This window comes from Alcaligenes sp. PF14, from assembly GCF_037150615.1.
GTDB lineage: Bacteria > Pseudomonadota > Gammaproteobacteria > Burkholderiales > Burkholderiaceae_B > Alcaligenes > Alcaligenes phenolicus.
In genome coordinates this window covers 222,513-243,128 of the sequence record NZ_JBAGRS010000006.1, presented here as the reverse complement: position 1 = coordinate 243,128, position 20,616 = coordinate 222,513, and the positions used below count along the sequence as shown (strand labels likewise).

Genomic DNA, 20,616 nt, shown 5'->3' with positions numbered 1-20,616 from the left:
ATGCTTTGTGGACAATTAAGCAGGCTGTAAGCAGGTCAAACAATCCGGCAACATTTCCGCTATATAAATACGCCCATCCAGACCGGCGGACAGGCCGTGCCCGTACACGCCTTGTACCCGGCAACGCCCCACCAAGGTGCCCGAATCCGGATCGAACAAGGACAGACTGGCCGTTTGGTCACTAACTAACACCGTACCGTCTGTTTGCACAGCTACCGCCATGGGCTTGTGCATGGGGCGCAGCTCGCCCAGATAACGGCCTTGCGCATCCAGGTGCTGGACACGGTTGTTCTCCCGATCAGCCACCCAGACCGAGCCGTCGGCGGCACAGGCCAGCATATGGGGGGTGCTGAACTGCAAGGGACCAGAGCCCGGCGCGCCTAATGCCGCCAGCCATTGGCGTTGCGGGTCAAAGCGATGGACCACCGTATTGCCGTAGCCATCAGTGACCCATAAGCCCCCATCGGCGCACTCGACAGCATGCGTGGGATGGTTGAAGGGCTCTTGCCAGCGAGGCTGCTCGGGTTTGCCCAAACGCCATTGCTCATTGCCTTGGGCGTCCAGCGCCAGAACCTGATGCCCGTCCAGATCCGTGACCAGCACCCCACCTTGCGGCCGGGCGCTGATATGGTGCGGACACAGGATTTCCTCCAGGGGCCAGCGCGCCGACACCTGCCCATCCGGTGCCAGCACCAGCACGCAGGCCGGGCGACGCAGCAAGGCGGCGATGCGCCCATCAGCCAGCACCGCCACACTGGTGATACTGCTGATGTCCGCCTGAGTCCAGGCGCGCTCTACCTTGTAGCGCTGAGAACCCAGAGTTACGTAAGCCATTGCCATCTCCCTTCCCCCTTACATGGCGTTGGGCAAGACCATGACGATTTGCGGGAATATCGTCACCAGGGCTGTCGCCAGAACCAGCAACAGGAAAAACGGAAACGCCATGCGCACCAGCTCAAACAGATTGCGTCCGGTAATGCCCTGAATCACAAACAGGTTAAAGCCAATAGGCGGGGTGATCTGCGCCATTTCCACTGTCAGGATCAGGTAGACACCGAACCAGATTGGATCAATACCCGCCGCAATCACGGCAGGCAGCAAGACCGATGTGGTCAGGACCACAATCGAGATGCCATCCAGGAACGCACCCAGAATCACAAAAAACACAGTCAATACGGCAATCAAGGCGTATTGGCTCAGACCCAGGGAGCCGATCCAGGCGGCCAGATTCGCAGGCAGTCCGGTAAAGCTCATGGCACTGGTCAGGTAAGCGGCACCGATCAGGATGAAGGAAATCATGCAGGAGGTCCGTGCCGCCCCCAGCAAACTCTCCACAAAATTCTTCCAGTTAAGCGATCGTCCAAACGCAGCGATTACCAAAGAGCCGATCACACCCAGCACCGCGGCTTCGGTGGCGGTGGCGATACCGCCGTAGATCGAGCCGATCACCGCCATGATCAGCAGCACCACGGGCAAGAGCAAGCGCAGACGGCGGATTTTCTCGCCCCAGGTCAAGGTTTCGACATCAGCAGGCACACGGTCCGGGTGGCGCAAGGACCAGATCGCGATGTACAGCGAGAACAGGCACATCAGCATGATGCCGGGCAGCACACCCGCCACAAACAGGCGGATGATGGAAACCTGAGCAGCAACGGCATACACAATCATCACAATGGACGGTGGAATCAACAGGCCCAAGGTCCCTGCTCCGGCCAGGGAGCCAATGCTGATGCTGTCGTCGTAGCCGCGCGCTTTCAACTCGGGCAAGGAGATGCGCCCGATGGTCGCAGCCGTTGCCGCCGAGGAACCACTGACCGCGGCAAAGATACCGCAACCAAACGTGTTCACGTGCACCAGTCGCCCAGGCAAACGCTGTACCCACGGCCCCAGGCCGCTGAACATATCTTCAGCCAACCGTGTTCGATACAGAATTTCCCCCATCCAGATAAACAGGGGCAAGGCCGTCAAGGCCCAACTGGCCGAAGAGTCCCAGGCCTTGGTGGCAAAGATAATGCCCGCCGGTGCATCGGCATACAGAAAGATAGACAAAATACCGCAAGCGATCAGAACCAGCGCCACCCACACACCACTGGCCAGCAAGGCAAGCAGAACCACAAACAGCACTATTGCCTGAGATAAATCAGCCATGTTCAGTTGCCTCCAGTGTTTGACCTTGCGCCGCGTGCAGCAAGCGCCGCAACAGCATCAGGGTCAACAATCCCAGACCAATCGGCATACCCAGTTGCGGAATCCACAGAGGTACCGCCACCATGCCCTGGGCCACTTCCTTGTAGATAAAGGACTCATAAACAAAATGAGCCGTCTCCCAAGTGCACCAGGCGGCCAGCACCAGACCAATCGTGGTGGCCAGCAGCTCGTAAGGACGCTGCAAACGCTCAGGAATCACCTGCAGCAAAAGCGTGACGCGGATATGATCCCCGCGCAACATGGCATAAGGCAGCGCCAGGAAAATAGACGCCGCCATAAACCAGCCCGCAAAGTCATCCGAGGCGGGTATTTGCATGGAAAACAGGCGCGCCACAATCTGCGCAGTCACCACAACCCCGATCAAACACAGGAAGAATGCGGCCAGTGCGCCGCAGACTCTGGCCATACGCTCCAGAACGATCATGGACGCACCCCTTGCTTATGGTTGACGGTAAGCGTCAAGCAACTTCTGACCATCTGCACCGGCTTTCTTCAGCCACTCTTCGGTCATGGTTTGACCAATCGCGTGCATTTCGCTGGACAGTTTTTCGCTGAGATTACCCACTACCATGCCTTTATCCGCCATGGTTTGCGTCAACTTGGACGTTTGCTCGCGCGACATGGCCCAACCACGCTCCTCGGCACGTGCACCCGCATCCAGCACGGCTTTTTGCACAGTTTCAGGCAGGCGCTGGAAGGCGCGCTTATTGATGATCACAAAGCTTTGTGGAATGAAGACCTGGGCGTCGTAGTAATACTTCACGTAGTCCCAAGCCTGCGAATCCACCCCGGTTGCGGGCGAAGTCAGCATGGCATCAATAATGCCGGTAGAAAACGCCTGAGGCACTTCGGGTGTTTGCACCGTGGTGGGCACTGCTCCCATCAAGGAAACCAGGCGGCTGGTAGCGGGGCTGTAGGCACGGAAACGGACACCAGCCAGATCAGAGAGCTGCTCCACCGGCTTTTTGGTGTAGATGCCTTGTGGTGGCCAGGGCGAGCCATAGACCAGCACAATGCCTTGCTTGTCCAGACGCTCGGCCAGGAAGGGACGAGTGGCTTTCCACAGTTTTTCCGACTGATCGAAGGACGAGGCCAGGAACGGCACACTATCGACCTCGAACAAAGGATCTTCGTTGCCAATGGCCGCCACCAGCATTTCACCAGCCTGGACCACACCTTGCTGTACACCGCGCTTGACCTCGGGGCGCTTGAGCAGCACCGAGTTCGACTGCACGTTGATATTCAGTTCCCCGTTGGTGGCCGCCTTGATGTCTGCCGCAAACTCACGCGCGTTTTGCGTCAGGAAGTTGTTATCAGGCTGCTCGGTACTCATGTTCCAGTTGGTCGCCGCCTGCGCGGTGCCAGCCAGCGCCAGAACGCAAGCCATGGAAAGTAGTTTTTTGATCATGATGTCGCTTCTCCCAAGAATTGAGGTGATGGCCGCCTTATGAGCGGCTTGCATTCAGATCCCGTGACTGCAGATCCCACAACAAAGAAAACTCGGATACATCGTTGGTCGCCACCCCCAGATCCTGCTGCAAACGGGCAGCCAGGGTACGAGCGGCATTCAAGGTGGTCAGATCCGCCACCAGGTAGGGGTCCAGGCTGCGCTGCTGCGTATCCTCGGACGGCAAAGGGGTCGAAAGCTCTGGGTCTGGCGTCAGCACACGCAAGGCCAGCAGGCCATCGGTCTGTTCCAGATAGGCGGCACATTGACGTGCCAGGGCTTCCCGTTGAGCCACCTCCGGCACACGCACCAGCAAGACCACGGCCCCGGTGCCAACCCCTCCCAGCAAGGACACCACCATCACGCGCCGCTGGGTATTGCTCATGCGGGCAAAGTTGGTATTGGACCAATCCGTTTGCTGCTCAAAGGCCTTCTTGTATTCCGCCGTCCCAAAAACCCGCAGGGACTCGGTGCGATACAAGGCCAGATACTTGCGCCCGGCGCCTTGACGCACATAACGGCGCGACCATTGAAAACCCGGTATGGCAGCGCGTTCAGCCATGTGCTCGCGCTCATACCATTGATTGAAATCCTGCTCATGCTCTGGGGCGATGTCTGTCCAGATGAACAGTTCCCCCGGCGCATCACGATCAGTGTGAAAAGTAGCAGACACGACAGCCCTCCCGAATCAAGGTCATTGCACACTCTTTGTGGGAGTGTCCAACAGCTGCCAAGCAGATTCCAAACGGTTTATTTCAGCCTGGGGCAATAAGAAAAAGCGATCAGATCAAGCGAATGGCGCGGTATATAGATTATCAAGCAAGCCCACGCTCAGTACACATGCGCAGGCAAGGGGAAAACCCTCAAAGGCTAAATCGCGAAGACACGCGTGTCTGGCGGGGGTAAAGCCAGGCCAGGATGCTGGGCAGCAAAATGGTGCATGCGCTCCAGCGCCACGCCAATCACCGCTTGAGCGGTCTGCGTTAAAGGGTCGGGCCGCCAACTGGCGACCAGGCGCAAATCAGGCAAGGCATGTTCGCAAACAATTTCCTGGTACAGACCGCTGTCCAGCTGACGGCTGACTGCCGCCAGGGGCAAGGTGGCAATGCAAGGCTGGGCTTCGATCAATTGCGTGCTGGCGGCAATTGAAGAAACGTAGTGAATCCGGGCCTGATCCACAGGCAAGGGCTCAAGCAGCTGCACCAAGGCCAGATGCGGCTGGGAACCACGAGGGAAGGTCACCAAAGGCCAGCGTTGCACCAGCTCCTGCAAACCGCTGCGTACCGGCATGGACTCATCGGCCATGCATACCCAGCCCATGCGCATGGAGCCCATGGGCAAGTTGCGTATGCCGTCCCCCATGATGGGGTCGGTCTGCAAGGCCACATCAATGGTGCCGCGCTTGAGCAGGTCGTGAAGGCGCAAGGTGGACTCGGCGGTCAGCTCAATTTCCAGTTCGGGGTAGAGCGCATGCAGCTGACGAATCAAATCCTTGAACCAGGTATGCACAATGGACTCGACCACGCCCAGGCGTACCCGACCACTCAAGCGGCTGGAACCTGCCAGAGCTTCACGTAAATCGTGCTCCATGCCCAGCATCTGCTCGGCGTACTGCATCAATTTTCGACCTGCGGGAGTCAGGCGTAGATCGCGGTGGCCCCGCTCGAACAGGGTTTTCTGGAACTCGGCTTCCAGGGCTGCAATCCGCCCCGACACGGCGGCTTGTGTCAGATGCTGCTTGTTCGCTGCCGCACGGAAACTACCCAAACGGGCAATCCAGATAAAGGTTTCTAAAAAGCGGATATTCATGCACCTGTCCTTTCAGGCTTCATCAGGGCGGCCAGATGATATTGGCTACGCAGCTCACCGGGAACGGACACGATCAGACCGGCACCATCACCCACAAAGGCCTGCGTGGGCAAAGCATGGCAATGGGACTGACCGGCGGCAATCCGCGCATGGCGCAACAAGGACACATGCGGGCGAAAACGACGCGGCGGCTGCGTCCAGCCTAAAGCACTCAGCTTGGCCCAGATCTCATCATGCCACTGCTGCAAGGCCGCCAGTGCCTGAGTTTGCGACTCGTCCGGCCCGGCCCACACTACCCTTGGTTTCTCGAATACATCCCGTATGGTCAGATCCAACTTGATCTGCGGCACCGTCCATTGCGCCATCTGTGTCGCCAAAGTCTGCAGATCCGACACACGGCTGCCGTCCAGAAACGCCAGGGTCAAGTGAAAGTGATCAGGCTGCATCATCCGCCCGCCATAAATCGCATGTGCGTGCAGCGCCTGCTCCGCCAGCCAGGCGCGGGTTTGCGCGTCTGGCCACCAGCCAATGAAAGCGCGAAAAACGTGTTCGGCACCTGACTGCTTCAGGTCCAGAATGGGCAAGGGAATCGTCATCAGCAAACCCTCAAACAAGGCAGATCAGAAAGCGGGGCGTCTAGCCTAGGCCCTGCACAGGCGACGCGCCAGATCGTACACAATATCCAGAGCCGGCAGTTGCGTGCGACCCGACAAACGCACCAAGGCATAGTGCCCGGACAAGGAAGAAGAAAAAAAGCCCAGCGGCACCAGATCACCGGCATCAATATCGCGCCGTACCGCCGCCAGCACACTCATCAAGACCATATCGCTATCCAGTACCACATCGCGCTGAATGCTGAAGCTATCACAACAAAAGCGTACAAAGCTGTCGGGATGGCCTTGGGCGCCAAACTCGGCAATCAGACGGTCAGTCAAATCATCACTGATCACGGAGCAGGCCACGGGATACTGGCTGATCGCAGCAAAGTCCAGCGACTCCAGCTGCAACAGCGGGTGGCCTTCGCGTACCAGCATATCGCCTTGCATGGCAGGCAAATACTCAATATCCAGGCCACGCACATCAGTCACCGCGCTGACGTCCAGCACCACCATATCGTAGTGTTCCCGGCGCAAACCTTCGATCAGTTCCAGCGTGCGGCCAATCACCGCGTCCACACGCAAACGCGGGTACTCGTCGAGCAGCGCCACCATGCACGGATGCAGCAAGACCGCGGCGGGGGTCGAACTTAAGCCCAAACGCAGACTGCCCGCGTCCTCGCCCTGCAGCAAGGCCAGCTCGCGCTGCAAGGCACGGCCTTCCTGCAAAACCCGGGGGGCTCGCTCCAGCAGTACCCGACCATAAGGCGTCAAGAAAATGCGCTGACTGCTGCGATCAAACAGCGGCACACCCAGCTCCTGCTCCAGAGCCTGAATGCTACGGCTCAAGGCAGACTGGCTTAAGTGGACAGCTTGCGCGGCCCGGTGAAACGTACCGTGTTCGCAAACGGCCACAAAGTGCCGCAGCTTGCGAAAGTCCATGCTTGTCCCCTTGCTGACGCTTGAACCGGCTTATGCACAGACCGCATCAACTTGATGATTTTTTGGCGTTTGAGCCGCGCATTGTACCTGCATAGAATGGCTTGGCCACTTGGATGGCCCTACAAAAACACCGGAGACAAACATGACTGATTCCCCAACGCCGCTGGGTACACGCCGCCGCTTTTTGAAAACCACCGGACTGCTGTCGCTGGCGGGTATGGCCCCTTCCCTGGGACGTCAGGCCTTCGCAAAAACCGCTCCCGGTCCGGGCACGGCTCAAGATATCATCATGGCCGACGCGTTGACTCTGTCGGGCTGGATCGCACAACGCCAAGTCTCCTGCCGCGAAGTGATGGTGGCCTATCTGGACCACATCGACCGTGTGAACCCCAAGGTCAATGCCATTGTGTCCCTGCAAGAACGCAGCGGCCTGCTGGCCCAGGCCGACAAGCGCGATCAGCAACTGAAAGCAGGTCAGTACATGGGCTGGATGCACGGCATGCCCCAGGCACCCAAAGATCTGGCGGCCACGGTCGATATTGTCACCACCAGCGGTTCACCGATTTTCAAGGACTATCTGCCCAAACAAGATGCCATTGTCGTGGAGCGCGTGCGGCAATCCGGTGCCATTCTGATCGGTAAAACCAATACCCCGGAATTTGGCCTGGGGTCGCATACCTACAACTCCGTGTTCGGTACCACCGGCAATGCCTACCAGCCCGATCTGTGTGCTGGCGGCAGCAGTGGCGGGGCCGCCGTCGCCCTGGCCACCCGCATGTTGCCCGTCGCTGATGGCAGCGACATGATGGGCTCCCTGCGCAACCCCGGTGCTTTCAACAACGTCTACGGCTTTCGCCCCTCCCAAGGCCGCGTGCCCTATGGCCCCTCCTCCGAAGTGTTCTTCCAGCAAATGGGCTACGAAGGCCCCATGGGCCGTACCGTGTCCGACCTGGCCATGCTGCTGTCCACCCAGGCCGGTTTCGATGCTCGCGCCCCGCTTAGCATCGGTCAAGACCCACAACAATTCGCCGGGAAACTGCAACGCGACTTCAAAGGCACCCGCATTGGCTGGCTGGGCGACTACAACGGTTACCTGCCTATGGAAGCCGGCATCCTGGACCTGTGCCAAAACGCATTGAAGAGCTTTGAAGCCATAGGCTGCACCGTTGAAGCGGCCCAGCCCGACTACTCCATGGAGCAGCTATGGCAAACCTGGCTGACGCTGCGCCACTTCACCGTAGCCGGAAGCGCACAGAGCCTGTACGCCAAACCGGAACTGCGCGCCCAAATGAAGCCTGAGGCGATCTGGGAAGTAGCGGGGGGCCTGAACCTGAGCGGGGCGCAGGTCTATCAAGCCTCCATCAACCGCAGCAAATGGTACGAAAGCCTGCGCAAGCTGTTCCAGACCTACGACTATCTGGTGCTGCCTACCGCCCAGGTCTTCCCCTTTGCTGGCACCACCCACTGGCCTGGCGAAATCGCCGGGCGCAGAATGGACACCTACCACCGCTGGATGGAAATCGTGATCGGCGGCTCTCTGGCAGGGCTGCCCGTCATGAACGTGCCTGCGGGCTTTAACGAAGCCGGATTGCCCATGGGCTTACAGATCATGGGCCCTGCACAGGCCGACATGGCGGTGCTGCAACTGTCCTACGCCTATGAGCAGGCCACACAGTGGGTGCAAAAACGTAAACCTGCCTTGCTGACTTAAGCAAATCTGATTACACACCCTCCATTTACAAAACCTGACGTTTTTAACTGTTTCAAAAACGCAAAACGATAGACGCCTAAAAACTCCATACCTAAGATAAGCAGAGCGGTCCGAATCCCAGACCGGCAAACACAGAACAGGAGTAGCACGATGGGTATTATCTCCATGATTATTGTGGGCTTTATCGTAGGCTTGCTGGCACGAGCCATCATGCCTGGCGATCAAAAAATGGGATGGATAATGACCACCATCCTGGGTATTGTCGGCTCCTTTGTCGCAGGCTACTTGGGACAAACCATGGGCTGGTACGTGCCTGGTGAAGGCGCAGGCTGGATCGGTTCCATTGTGGGTGCCATCATCGTCCTGTTTATCTACGGACTGGTCAGCAAGAAAGCGTAAAACGCCGTATAAATACAAAACGGCAGCCTTGCAGCTAATGTGATTGGCGATCCGAAACATCACCACACACGGCTGCAAGGCTGCTACACAACCATTTGCTAGTCTGCATGAGGCTCGATTCGCCGATACCTGTCGATACGCGACTCTGACTCACAGAAAAAATAGACAATAAGTCATTGACCGCCAGCGCGTGAACACAAAAAGCCTGACGCTCCCGGAGCCAGTCATGCCCTACACCATCACCTTGAGTCGCATTTACGACGCCGTCCATGAGCCTGCCGGCAAAGCGGCCCGGGTACTCACAGACCGCCTCTGGCCACGCAGCCTGAGCAAAGACGAATTGGGCGACATCCAGTGGCTGCACGAGGCCAGCCCCACAAGTGAATTACGCAAAAGCTTTCATAAGGACGATATTTCGCCCGAGCAATTCCAGCGTCGCTATCAGGAACAGCTCAAGCACGACCCTGATTCCTTGCTCTCCTTGATGAAGCTGGCCCGCAAAGGCGAACTGCAATTGCTAACCGCCACCCACGACCCGCAAACCTCGTACCTGACGGTGCTCAAACAGGCTGTGATTCAGGCTTTGCTTGAAGAAGATCGCATACACGACGGCAATGAACCCAGCTCGCCGGTTTGCTATGCGCACTTAATGAAAGATGAAAAGAAATAAGCCGGGGTTTGTTATTCCTGCGCCTGCCCGACAGCGTTAGCATTCGGCGCATTGCGCGCCCCCAGCAAACGCTGCACCAAACTCTGCACACACGTCTCCCGCCGCGAATCCGGCGCATAGTCTGAACGCAAGGTAGACCAGGTCGGATGTATCCGTGCCTGCGCTAGTTCCTCCGGCAGGCCTTGCGCCCGCCAGACATTCAATTCCCGCTGCAAGGCCTGATCGAAATTCTCGGCATCAATCTCGCCCAGGCGAATCGGCGTCTGTGCGGCATGACCGCGCCGCTCCAAAGCCGCAATCAAACTGAGCTGCCGCACGGCCAGCAAACGCAGCACGGCATCATCCACGCTAAGTTCCGTCTCGCCCCGCAACTTGCCCATCAGACGCTGGCCCCACTTATCCGCGCCTTGCCACAAACCACCGGCCAAGGCACCCAGAACCGTCCCGGTTCCCAGGCTCAGGCCACCTGTCATCACATCCAGCGTGGCGCCTGCCATGGCACCTGCGGCCACACCCTTGCCCAACTGCACGCCAAATTCCTTCAAAGCCTGGGGATCAAACAAGTCCATGCCCCAACGGCCGCCCTCGAAATGCAGCAAATCCGCCACCACATCCTGACGGCCAAAGCTGTAGCGCTTGAGCAAAGCCTGCACGCTCTTGGCTTCGCGCGCCAACACCGGCTCCCTTAGCTGCTGTGCCGCCAGCTCCATGGACTCCTTGTCCGAGGGTGTACTGACACGCCAGGCCGCCACATCAATCAACAGCTCTGCCAGCAAGCGCAAGGCATCCCGACGCCGCAATACTGCCTGCTGCGCCAAATCCACCTTCAACTGCTGCAACACCCCAGCATGCGTCTCCAGCAGCACCGCCAGCTTGTCGTACAGCAAGGCCTCGCCATCCAAAGCCGGTGCCACTGTATCGAATTCCGCCAAGGCATGAAGACCCAAGCGCGCCAAGGCACTGCGCCATTCCTGCACCCGCGCCTGCGGGCTACGAACGAAATTGAGAACAGGCAGCAACGGCCGCCCGCTATAGGCCAGCAAGGTCAGTTCGTCCTTATGCTTGCTCAAGACCGGATCGCGCGCATCCACCACATACAAGCCTGCATCGCAGGATTGCAGCTTGCGCAACACGCGCGCTTCTTGCTCGAAACGGCCCTGTGCCGCTGGGGATTCCAGAAAACGACGTACCCGCTCTGGCCCATCAATACGTTCACCGGCTTGGCTGAGCTGATCCATGAAGTCCAGCAAGGCCATGCTGTCTTCCAGACCAGGAGTGTCGAACAACTCCACCAAAGCCTCGCCGTCCACCGTCAGCCTGGCGCCTTCCACATGCCGTGTGGTGCCAGGGCTATTGCTGACCTGACCGAACTCCGTGTCCCGTGTCAGGGTACGCAGCAAAGAGGTCTTGCCCGTATTGGTGTGACCCACCACCGCCAGCGTCAAAGCCGCAGCACTCATGATGGCTCCTTCAAAGACAAGTCAGGCCATTGATCGTGAATCTGCCCAGGCGCAAAGCCTGCCGCCACCAAACGCTCATGCCAGCTACGACGGCGCGTTTGATCCGGATCGGCCATGGCTTCATCCAGCAACACCACATCGGACTGCTGGGCCAATTGTGCCCATTCAACCAGCGTTGCCACCACCCCGCGATCCGGCGTCTGAGCGGCATCACAGACCATCAGCAAATGACGAGGGCTGGCAGACTGCAAGCGGCCCAGAATATCCAGACGCTCGGCCCGCGAGTCCACCCGCCCCAGATCCTGCATCTGCGCCTGCATGAAAGCAGGGGGCCAGCTATGTTCTGGTGGCAACTCCAACCCCACCACACACAGTGCATTGGCCGCCAAAGGCGTGCTTGGCTGGTTTTGAATGCGCGCCACTCTGTCGGGCGACGCCAATTCATCCACACCCGTCGGCTCGCTAACAGGCATCAAACGAGGACGCAGCTCTGCCAAACCCGGCAAGCTGTCGTCCAGACTCAAGCGAGCCGTGTGCTTACGCCATTGCCACAGGCTCCAGGCCAAAGCCAGCACACGAGGCAGCAAACCATAAGTCACCACCGCGCCCAATAACCAGCTGGACCACAGGGCCTGAGCCTGGGCATCGAGCATTTGCAGGCCATCGCTGCTACGTATGGTGAGGGTATCGGGCAGGGCAAAGCCCAATAAGGAGGGCAGGACGCCCAGGCCTTCAACCAGCCAGACAAAGGTATCCGGCGTCAAAAGCGTGGTTTCCCAATTGAAGTGATAGCGGCGTGAGGCCAGCAGTAGCAGCAGGGTACTCAGGGCCGACAAAAAGGCCAGCACCCACAAGCTATGGCTGATCAGACCGGCCAACCAGGATTGGCTGCCCCGGCGCGCCAGCACGGCGGCAAAAGCCTGGGGAACCAGACTGGCGTCGCCTTTGACGAAGCGGCGACTAAGCCACCACCAGGCATCACCGGCCCAACTGCCTGTGCCGCTACTTTTGCCCGACCAGGCCAGGCTGAACAGCCAGAAAATAAAAGTCAGTACGTGCAGACCCAGCAACGCCCCCAAAGCCGTCACTACATTCACGGCTCGGCTGCCATCGCCCAATGCACCCGCAGCTGTACCAGCCCCGGCCAGCAAAGCCAGCACCGCCATGGCAATCAATAGAAGGCGGGCAACACGCCACCAGCGCGTCCAGGCTTGTTCCAGCCCATCGCGTCGCGCCAGCGCCAAGGCCCGAGCCGACACACGTTGGGCAAAGGGGCCGCCTGCAGCCCGCGCACGGCGCGATTCAGACAGGTCTTCAACAGGCCCCCACAGGGTCTCGCGCAAACGTATGGCTTCAACCAGAGTTTGCTGCTGCCAGGAGCCGACGGATTCAGACGGTTTCATGGCACTGGCCATCACTTAAAGAAGTACAGGTTCGTCAGGCAAGGCATTGACTGCCGCCGCGCCCGGAGTCTGCGCTGGAGCTCCTTGCTGCAAGACGGTTTCAATCGCGCTGACAGCGGCCAGCAAACCAGACAAATACTCACGCGAGGCCAGATCTTTTTCCAACTGCTGACAGATCTGCGCCCATTGAGCCTGATCGGCCTTGATACCCCGGTCTGCAATGATGTGGATACGGCGCTGACCCAAGGCCAGATACAGCAAGACGCCGGAGTTCAAGGGCGTGTCCCAGACACGCAAACGACCGAAGACCTCAAGGGCACGCTGGGCGCTATCGGCTTCATGGGCGGGCAAAACCGCTTCAATCGCCACGACCAGTTCACCACTATGGTTCTCTTCACCCTTGCGGATCTGCTCAGCCAGATGGCCCAACATTTCGGCATTGAAATGACGACGGCGCAGCCATTGGCCTTGCACCGATGCCCAACCCGACAATTCTTTCCAATTCACACTCATGTCGCTCCCCTGTGGCCTTACCAACTACCGGAAGCGCCACCGCCTCCGCTACCGCCACCACCGCCGCCGCTGCCTCCGCCAAAACCGCCGAAGCCACCACCACTGCTGCCACCATTCCCGCCAAAACCACCGGAGGAATAACCGCCCAAGCCGCCAATGACACCACCCCGGCGCGAGGCACGCCCGGAACTGGACTTGCCGCCTGCCCCAAAGAGTCGGCCAATCATGCTCAAGCCTGCACCGACAACAGCGGCAAGCAGGGCCAGGCCAATACTGCCCGACACCACCAGCGTGAACACACCAGCAGCAAAGGCGGCAAACAAAGGCGAAGCAAAAAATACAATCGCGCCTACAGCCAGCAAAGGCTCCCAGAACACACCTTCTTCACCCGACGAGGTGACAGGGGCATTTTTAGGAGGAGGGGGAAGCTCTTCGCCGTTGACCAGACCCACCAGACTATCGGCTGCGGCCTGGATACCGGCATAGAAGTTGCCTTCGATAAAACGAGGCGTCATCTGTTCGCGGATGATGCGCCCCGCCTGCAAGTCCGTGACCGCGCCTTCCAGACCATAGCCGGTCTGGATACGCATACGGCGATCATCCTTGGCCACTAGCAGCAAGATGCCATCGTCCACTTTCTTGCGGCCAATTTCCCACTGATCAAAGACACGCAACGCGTATTGTTCGATGGTTTCTTCGCCTGTGGTAGGTACCATCAGAATCACGACCTGCGCGCCCTTTTCCTGTTCCACGGCTTTGAGCTGCTGGTTCAGGGCGTCTTTTTGATCCGGGCTAAGGGTGCCCGTGGTATCCGTTACCCACCCCGCAATGGCGGGAATCGGTTCAGGTTTGGCCTGCGCCTGCGTCCAGGGCCAGCACAGCAATAACAAGGCCATCAACAAACCACAGGCCCAGACCAGCCTGCCAGAACGTGCAGACCCAGGCCCAGCAGTCAGTGCAAGATCGTGCACGTTCATGACTCCACCTCCAGAATTAATCAATACCCAGCAGGAGCGGGGGTCGCAGGAATATCAAACTTGACCTCGGGGTCACGCGTGATTTCGCTCTGACGATCCACACCGTAGTTTTCCTTGACCTTGTAGCCAAACAGCTTGGCGGTAATCAGGGTAGGGAACTGACGGATGAACAGGTTGTATTCCTGCACCGTCTGTACATAACGGCCGCGTTCGGTGGCAATACGGTTTTCCGTGCCTTCCAGCTGCGTCATCAAGTCGCGGAACAGGCCATCGCTTTTCAGTTGCGGGTAGTTTTCCGACACGGCGATCAAACGCGATAGCGCCGAAGACAACTGATTCTGGGCTTCCTGGAAGCGAGCCATCACTTCGGGGTTGTCCAGATCATCCACTTTCATCTGAATGGTGCCGACCTTGGCGCGCGCCTCGGTAACCTGCGTCAGCACCGCGCGCTCGTTCACCATATAGGCATTGACCGAGCTGACCAGCTTGGGCACCAGTTCGGCGCGGCGCTCGTATTGATTCAAGGTTTGCGACCAAGCGGCCTTGACCTGCTCGTCCAGGCGCTGGATCTCGTTATACCCACAACCCGACAGCAAAACCGCCACGCTGCTGATAAAGACCCATCGTATCCATGATGTCATGATTTTTTTCCTGCAAAAATAAGCAGATAAACAACAAAAACGGGTTACGACCCATTTGCTCGGGCACGTGCCAAACAGAGCCCGGCGGTCCGTGCACGCCAAGCGTAAACCGCGTACCGCAGCATAACAAGTACGTCTATGGCGGCGCTTAACAATTTCTGTCAAATCCGGCAGGGCAATCCGCCTGACCGTTTACGTTTGAAGCAGGTTGTTTTAACGCTACCGCTCAAAATGATACAAGATGGTCAATGAGGATTTTTACTAATTTCACGCTATAATGGCAGATTGCGCAGCGCACCAATCACTGCGCCTCTTGCAGCAGGCGGCGTTCTTGCCCCTGCCGTGGCATTGTCGCCATAACAAAACACCTTAGCCTGGATTGGTAGGGCCCCAAAGAGGGCTTTTGGGCTAGTCACTGGAAAATTCTTGGACTCTCAAATCACTTTTGCCTCTCTTGAGCTGGCAGAACCTCTGTTGCGTGCTGTAACCGACGCAGGCTATACCCACCCCACCCCTATTCAAGCCCAGGCCATCCCCAAGGTCATTGAAGGTGGCGACCTGTTGGCTGCCGCTCAAACCGGCACCGGCAAGACCGCAGGCTTTACCCTGCCTATCTTGCACCGTCTGCTGAACAACCCTCAGCAAAACCGTAAACCAGGCCGCCCACGTGCGCTGATCCTGGCCCCTACCCGTGAACTGGCCGCCCAGGTTGAAGAATCGGTACGTTTGTACAGCCAGCACACCCGTCTGCGCTCGATGGTCATGTTTGGTGGCGTGAACATCAACCCCCAGTTCCATGCGCTGCGCAAGCCCCTGGACATTCTGGTGGCTACTCCTGGCCGTTTGCTGGACCACGTGCGTCAACGCACCGTGGACCTGACCGGCGTGGAAATCCTGGTACTGGACGAAGCCGACCGCATGCTGGACATGGGCTTTATCCGCGACATTCGCAAGATCATCAGCCTGATGCCGGTTGATCGCCAGACTCTGCTGTTCTCGGCGACTTTCTCGGACGAAATCCGTGAACTGGCCCGTGGTTCGCTGAACAACCCTGACGAAGTGGCCGTTGCTGCCCGCAACACCACCAACGAACTGATTACCCAGCAAGTGATTCTGGCTGACCAGGCACACAAGCGTGATCTGCTGAGCCACATCATCCGCGAAAGCGGCTGGAACCAGGTTCTGGTGTTCTGCCGCACCAAGCACGGTGCCAACCGTTTGGCCGAAAAACTGTCCAAGGACGGTATGGCCGCTGAAGCCCTGCACGGCAACAAGAGCCAGGCGGCTCGTACCCGTGCGCTGGCCGGCTTCAAGAACGGCAAGGTTGTGGTACTGGTTGCCACCGACATCGCCGCACGTGGTCTGGACATTGATCAACTGCCTTACGTGGTCAACTTCGAACTGCCTAACGTTCCTGAAGACTACGTTCACCGCATTGGCCGTACTGGCCGTGCCGGTAGCGAAGGCGTGGCTCTGTCGCTGGTGGATCGCAGCGAAATGCGTTTACTCAAGCAGATCGAGCGCATGACCCGCAATCCTATCGAACGCATCGTGGTGGAAGGCTGGACGCCTCCTTCGCGCGCCGCTCTGGCTGAAGAAGCCAAGGAAGACACTTACGCAGAGCGCCGCTTCAACAGCGCTCCTGGCGCTCGTGCTCCTGGTGCCCGTCGCCCTAACGGTGGTGGTCAAGGTCGCTCCGCTGAAGGCCGTGGTGGCAATGGCGAAAGCCGTCCGCGCCGTCCTGGCAACGACAACCGCCCACGTCGCAGCGCCGCTCCTGGCGGTGCAGGCGGTGGCGCAGCCCGTGCTGGCCAAGGTCGCCCCGGTGGCCGTCAAGACAGCCGCGGCCCGAACCGCAGCAACCGCAGTTCCGCACAAGCCAAAGCCTAAACCCTGCAAAGGGACTGTGCCTGCCAAAGGCGGGCACAGCGCCCGCCTTTGAACCGAGCACACCATGGCACTGAGCACCTGGCTCGCCTTTTTTGCGGCTTCCTGGGTTATTTCGTTTTCACCTGGCCCAGGTGCGATTTCCTCCATGTCCTCCGGCCTGAAATACGGCTTCAAGCGTGGCTACTGGATGGCGATAGGCCTGAATATCGGGATCATGATCCAGATATTCATCATCAGCCTGGGATTGGGCCAAGTCCTGGCGCGCTCGGAACTGGCGTTCACCACGCTTAAATGGTTGGGTGCCGCCTACCTGATTTATCTGGGCTGGAAGCAATTGCGCACCGACGCCATGCCGGTGCAGGTCACAGGTCAGGAACCCAGCGACTTTCGTATTCGCGATTTGTTGATACGGGGTTGCCTGATCAATATCACCAACCCCAAGGGTCTGGTATTTTTGCTGGCCATCATGCCCCAGTTTCTGGACTTGAATCGGCCCATGCCGCTGCAATACCTGCTGATCGCCATGACCCTGTGCTTTACGGATCTGGTGGCCATGGGTTGCTACACGTCGCTGGCCGCTCGCATGTTGCATTTGCTGCGTCAGGCCAGCCATGTCCGGCTGCTGAACCGCGTGTTCGGTTCGCTATTTATTCTGGCAGGGACGGTATTGGCCAGCGTGTCGCGTTAGCCTTGTGCACGCATCAGCTTGCCCCCAAGCTCTGCTTTACGGATAATTCGCTCACTGTTTTCCACGCGCCAGACTGGCGCTGCCACAAGGATTTTCAATGTCGTCCGGTGACATACGCTCTGAAGTCAAGAAACGCCGCACCTTTGCCATTATTTCTCACCCTGACGCGGGTAAGACCACACTGACAGAAAAACTGCTGTTGTTCGCGGGTGCGATTCAGATTGCAGGTAGCGTCAAGGCCCGTAAAGCCAGCCGTCACGCCTCCTCGGACTGGATGGAAATTGAAAAGCAACGTGGTATTTCGGTGGCCTCCTCGGTCATGCAGATGGAATACCGCGACTGCGTGATCAACTTGCTGGACACCCCCGGTCACCAGGACTTCTCCGAAGACACCTACCGTGTGCTGACCGCCGTGGACGCCGCCTTGATGGTGATTGACGCGGCCAACGGTGTGGAACCGCAAACCATTCGCCTCTTGCAAGTGTGCCGGGCCCGCAATACGCCCATCATCACTTTCGTGAACAAGCTGGACCGCGAAGTTCAAGAGCCGCTGGATGTGCTGTCGGAAATCGAATCGCACCTGGGCATGGAAGTGGTGCCGTTTTCCTGGCCTATCGGGATGGCACGTCGCTTTGGCGGTGTGTTCAATCTGCGCGCCAATCATATGCGTGTGTTCAAGCCCGGTCAGGAACGTCATGGCGAGGATGAAATCATCCCTGGCCTGGACAACCCTGTGATTGCCGAACGCTTTGGCGAGCCCTTTGCAAAGGCTCAGGAAGAAATCGAGCTGCTCAATGCTGCAGCCCCCGAATTCGATCTGGACCTGTTCCTGGCTGGCAAGCAAACCCCCGTTTTCTTTGGCTCGGCCATCAACAACTTTGGTGTGCAGGAAGTGCTGGACGCACTGGTTGATCTGGCTCCTTCTCCTGGCCCACGCGCTGCCTTGCAGCGTGAAGTGCAGCCGGACGAGCCCAAGTTCAGTGGTGTGGTGTTCAAGGTGCAAGCCAATATGGACCCCGCCCACCGTGACCGCGTGGCCTTTGTGCGCGTCAGCTCCGGCCATTTCAAGCGCGGGATGAAACTGAAAGTGTCTCGTACCGGCAAGGAAATTCGCCCCAATAACGTGGTGTCCTTCCTGTCGCAACGCCGTGAACTGCTGGATGATGCCTTTGCTGGCGACATTATCGGTGTGCCCAACCACGGCATCCTGCAATTGGGCGACGTGCTGACCGAAGGCGAAAACCTGCAATTTACCGGGCTGCCTTTCTTCGCCCCCGAACTGTTCCAGTCCATTGAGGTCAAAGACCCATTGCGCACCAAGCAATTGCGTACCGGCCTGATCCAGCTGGGTGAAGAGGGTGCCATTCAGGTGTTCCGTCCCCATATGGCAGGCGGCATGATGCTGCTAGGCGCGGTTGGCCAACTGCAGTTTGAAGTGGTGGCCCACCGCCTGAAAACGGAGTACGGTGTGGAAGCGCGCCTGTCGTCCAGCCGCTTCAATATGGCTCGCTGGGTAACAGCCAAAGACCCCAAGGACATGAAGAAGTTTATCGAGACCAACGCGGGCAATATTGCTTATGACGTGGTCGAGGCCACTGCCTTTTTAGCAAGCTCGCCTGCGCAGTTGCGCGTGGCTCAGGAGCTGAATCCGGGCATTGAATTCCACGCATTACGTGAACATGGTGGACACGTTTTCGGGGATGCCGTCTAATTCTGTCACAAGAGCAGGGCCGACATTTCGCTACAATGACGGCTCTTTTCTTTTAATTACGCGCATCCGGCCGACCGGATTGCCCCTGATTCAACCGAGACATCGCTTATGCCCTGGCGTTTTATCATTGCTGTCTTGCTGCTGGCCGCAGGTGCTTCAGTGTGGGGCGGCCTGGAACTGGGGAACTGGCTAATCGCGCACGGCCCTGAAAAGTCCATGGCGGTCAGCACCCCCGACCCGTCAGACTTGCCTACGCTTGATGCCGATGGCAAACCCTTTACCGCGCAACCGCCGCAGCCTTTACCCAATGGTCGCCTGGGAGTACCGCAAGCACCCACACCGATCGCTTGGGAAATTGACACGTCTACGCTGACGGAAGAAAAGCCACCTATTGCCTTGGCCACCACGTCCATTTCGCTGGAGCAGGCCATTCAAATTGCCATGACCGAGCAGAACCGGGAGTTGCAAGGGATTGCTCGTGTAAACCTGGGTGGCTCCGAGCCTATCCAGCCGGTAGATATAGGCACGCCCCCACCACCGCCACCACAAGATATTCAAGTGGCCGGCAACAATAACGGTGCCTGGCAGGCACAGCTGCAGCAAGAGTTGAATGCCTGTAGCCAAAAAGGCTTTTTCGATCGCCCAAGTTGTTCCTGGGATGCTCGCAACAAGTACTGCGGTCCGAACAATGCCTGGGGCAAGGTGCCTGGCTGCCCAAGCAAGTCCTTCTAAGCTGTCTGTAGTCGCTTCCCAGGCTACGCTGCCTTTGCAATTGAAGGCTTCGTTTCCAGAGCAGGAAGCTGCCAAGGACAATAAAAAAGCACCCGTTAGTAACGGGTGCTTTTTTTTGGTCTGACCACACAAAGACTTATTCGTGGTCGCCCATCTGCGATTGCAGGTAGTTTTGCAGGCCCACTTTTTCGATCAGCTCCAGCTGTGTACCCAGCCAATCGATGTGCTCTTCGGTGTCGTCCAGAATCTTCAAGAACAAATCACGCGACACGTAGTCGCGGGTGGACTCACAGTACTCGATAGCCTCTACCACGGTCTGACGGGCAGCCTGTTCCAGCTTCAGGTCACAGCCCAGCAGTTCAGGCACGTTCTCACCGATCATGATCTTGTGCATGTCCTGCAGATTGGGCAGGCCGTCCAGCATGAAGATACGTTCGATCAGCATATCGGCGTGCTTCATCTCGCCGATGGACTCGTCATACTCGTGTTTGCCCAGCTTGTTAAAGCCCCAATGGTTCAACATGCGAGCGTGCAAGAAGTATTGATTGATTGCTGTTAGTTCGTTCTTTAGCTGCTTGTTCAGATGCTGAATTACCACTTTATCGCCAAACATGCTGTTCTCCTGTAAATCTGACGGCGCTCCCCCCAAGGAGCCGCCGAGCCCCCACAAATGCTGCTCACGCCACAGATCGCACTCAGGCGCGATGCAGGCAAAAACACAATGGGGGATGAATGTGACAGGCTACCATGCACGCATGTGCCATGGCTTAAAAAACAGCTAAACACCCAGAAAGCGTTGCACTTTTGGGTTAGTAACAG

At 58.2% G+C, this 20,616-nt stretch carries 21 protein-coding genes; 7 read left to right on the top strand and 14 right to left on the bottom strand.

The window, feature by feature from the left end; translation table 11 throughout:
• Nucleotides 1-15: 15 nt before the first annotated feature.
• The 8 genes from WFM49_RS14585 to WFM49_RS14550 all read right to left on the bottom strand — a co-directional run bounded on the left by WFM49_RS14585 (nt 16) and on the right by WFM49_RS14550 (nt 7,002).
• Entirely contained in the window at nt 16-834 is an 819-nt protein-coding gene (locus WFM49_RS14585; protein ID WP_009460205.1) for an outer membrane protein assembly factor BamB family protein, read from the bottom strand.
• Nucleotides 835-852: 18 nt separating this feature from the next.
• Entirely contained in the window at nt 853-2,148 is a 1,296-nt protein-coding gene (locus WFM49_RS14580) for a TRAP transporter large permease (protein WP_009460207.1), read from the bottom strand.
• Entirely contained in the window at nt 2,141-2,632 is a 492-nt protein-coding gene (locus tag WFM49_RS14575) for a TRAP transporter small permease (protein WP_009460209.1), read from the bottom strand. The genes WFM49_RS14580 and WFM49_RS14575 overlap by 8 nt, the downstream gene beginning before the upstream one ends.
• A 15-nt stretch (nt 2,633-2,647) precedes the next feature.
• Nucleotides 2,648-3,616 carry a TRAP transporter substrate-binding protein gene (locus WFM49_RS14570; protein WP_009460211.1) on the bottom strand — a complete coding sequence of 323 codons (969 nt, stop codon included), beginning with the start codon at nt 3,614-3,616 and terminating at the stop codon, nt 2,648-2,650.
• A gap of 37 nt (nt 3,617-3,653) precedes the next feature.
• Entirely contained in the window at nt 3,654-4,328 is a 675-nt protein-coding gene (locus tag WFM49_RS14565; protein WP_254500085.1) for a DUF4286 family protein, read from the bottom strand.
• Nucleotides 4,329-4,525: 197 nt separating this feature from the next.
• Entirely contained in the window at nt 4,526-5,464 is a 939-nt protein-coding gene (locus WFM49_RS14560; protein WP_009460222.1) for a LysR family transcriptional regulator, read from the bottom strand.
• Entirely contained in the window at nt 5,461-6,060 is a 600-nt protein-coding gene (thpR, locus tag WFM49_RS14555) for an RNA 2',3'-cyclic phosphodiesterase (RefSeq protein WP_250756465.1), read from the bottom strand. Before thpR ends, WFM49_RS14560 begins: the two co-directional genes overlap by 4 nt.
• A gap of 45 nt (nt 6,061-6,105) precedes the next feature.
• Nucleotides 6,106-7,002 (bottom strand): LysR family transcriptional regulator, encoded by an 897-nt coding sequence (locus WFM49_RS14550; RefSeq protein WP_324577923.1) that lies wholly within the window; start codon nt 7,000-7,002, stop codon nt 6,106-6,108.
• A 142-nt stretch (nt 7,003-7,144) separates the two neighbouring features.
• Between WFM49_RS14550 and WFM49_RS14545 the strand changes: the two genes are divergently transcribed.
• From WFM49_RS14545 to WFM49_RS14535, 3 genes are all read left to right on the top strand, one after another.
• On the top strand, nt 7,145-8,713 hold the full coding sequence (locus WFM49_RS14545; RefSeq protein ID WP_254500086.1) for an amidase: 1,569 nt from the start codon (nt 7,145-7,147) through the stop codon (nt 8,711-8,713).
• 150 nt (nt 8,714-8,863) lie between these two features.
• Complete coding sequence (locus WFM49_RS14540; RefSeq protein WP_009460226.1) at nt 8,864-9,112, top strand: GlsB/YeaQ/YmgE family stress response membrane protein; 249 nt, start codon at nt 8,864-8,866, stop codon at nt 9,110-9,112.
• A 226-nt stretch (nt 9,113-9,338) separates the two neighbouring features.
• Nucleotides 9,339-9,782 carry a DUF488 domain-containing protein gene (locus tag WFM49_RS14535; protein WP_336973957.1) on the top strand — a complete coding sequence of 148 codons (444 nt, stop codon included), beginning with the start codon at nt 9,339-9,341 and terminating at the stop codon, nt 9,780-9,782.
• A gap of 11 nt (nt 9,783-9,793) precedes the next feature.
• On the opposite strand, the gene WFM49_RS14530 is transcribed toward WFM49_RS14535, so the two are convergent.
• From WFM49_RS14530 to WFM49_RS14510, 5 genes are read right to left on the bottom strand one after another with little or no spacing between them, the layout of a single operon-like run.
• The gene (locus WFM49_RS14530) at nt 9,794-11,242 is read right to left on the bottom strand and encodes a DUF3482 domain-containing protein (RefSeq protein ID WP_021447111.1); all 1,449 of its coding nucleotides are present in this window, start codon (nt 11,240-11,242) and stop codon (nt 9,794-9,796) included.
• Nucleotides 11,239-12,645 carry a DUF2868 domain-containing protein gene (locus WFM49_RS14525; protein ID WP_336973955.1) on the bottom strand — a complete coding sequence of 469 codons (1,407 nt, stop codon included), beginning with the start codon at nt 12,643-12,645 and terminating at the stop codon, nt 11,239-11,241. The genes WFM49_RS14530 and WFM49_RS14525 overlap by 4 nt, the downstream gene beginning before the upstream one ends.
• 15 nt (nt 12,646-12,660) lie before the next feature.
• Nucleotides 12,661-13,158: a TPM domain-containing protein gene (locus WFM49_RS14520; RefSeq protein ID WP_021447113.1), complete on the bottom strand. Its 498-nt coding sequence runs from the start codon at nt 13,156-13,158 to the stop codon at nt 12,661-12,663.
• 17 nt (nt 13,159-13,175) lie between these two features.
• Nucleotides 13,176-14,135 (bottom strand): TPM domain-containing protein, encoded by a 960-nt coding sequence (locus WFM49_RS14515; protein ID WP_009460245.1) that lies wholly within the window; start codon nt 14,133-14,135, stop codon nt 13,176-13,178.
• A gap of 20 nt (nt 14,136-14,155) precedes the next feature.
• The gene (locus WFM49_RS14510) at nt 14,156-14,776 is read right to left on the bottom strand and encodes a LemA family protein (RefSeq protein ID WP_009460247.1); all 621 of its coding nucleotides are present in this window, start codon (nt 14,774-14,776) and stop codon (nt 14,156-14,158) included.
• 426 nt (nt 14,777-15,202) lie between these two features.
• Between WFM49_RS14510 and WFM49_RS14505 the strand changes: the two genes are divergently transcribed.
• From WFM49_RS14505 to WFM49_RS14490, 4 genes are all read left to right on the top strand, one after another.
• Nucleotides 15,203-16,666, top strand: a complete 1,464-nt coding sequence (locus tag WFM49_RS14505; protein WP_009460248.1) for a DEAD/DEAH box helicase — start codon at nt 15,203-15,205, stop codon at nt 16,664-16,666.
• Between the two features lie 64 nt (nt 16,667-16,730).
• The gene (locus WFM49_RS14500) at nt 16,731-17,354 is read left to right on the top strand and encodes a LysE family transporter (RefSeq protein ID WP_009460249.1); all 624 of its coding nucleotides are present in this window, start codon (nt 16,731-16,733) and stop codon (nt 17,352-17,354) included.
• A gap of 97 nt (nt 17,355-17,451) precedes the next feature.
• Nucleotides 17,452-19,065: a peptide chain release factor 3 gene (locus WFM49_RS14495; RefSeq protein WP_324577920.1), complete on the top strand. Its 1,614-nt coding sequence runs from the start codon at nt 17,452-17,454 to the stop codon at nt 19,063-19,065.
• Nucleotides 19,066-19,173: 108 nt separating this feature from the next.
• Nucleotides 19,174-19,797, top strand: a complete 624-nt coding sequence (locus WFM49_RS14490; RefSeq protein WP_250756458.1) for a hypothetical protein — start codon at nt 19,174-19,176, stop codon at nt 19,795-19,797.
• A 136-nt stretch (nt 19,798-19,933) separates the two neighbouring features.
• On the opposite strand, the gene bfr is transcribed toward WFM49_RS14490, so the two are convergent.
• Nucleotides 19,934-20,410: a bacterioferritin gene (bfr, locus tag WFM49_RS14485; RefSeq protein ID WP_009460252.1), complete on the bottom strand. Its 477-nt coding sequence runs from the start codon at nt 20,408-20,410 to the stop codon at nt 19,934-19,936.
• Between the last annotated feature and the right edge of the window lie 206 nt (nt 20,411-20,616).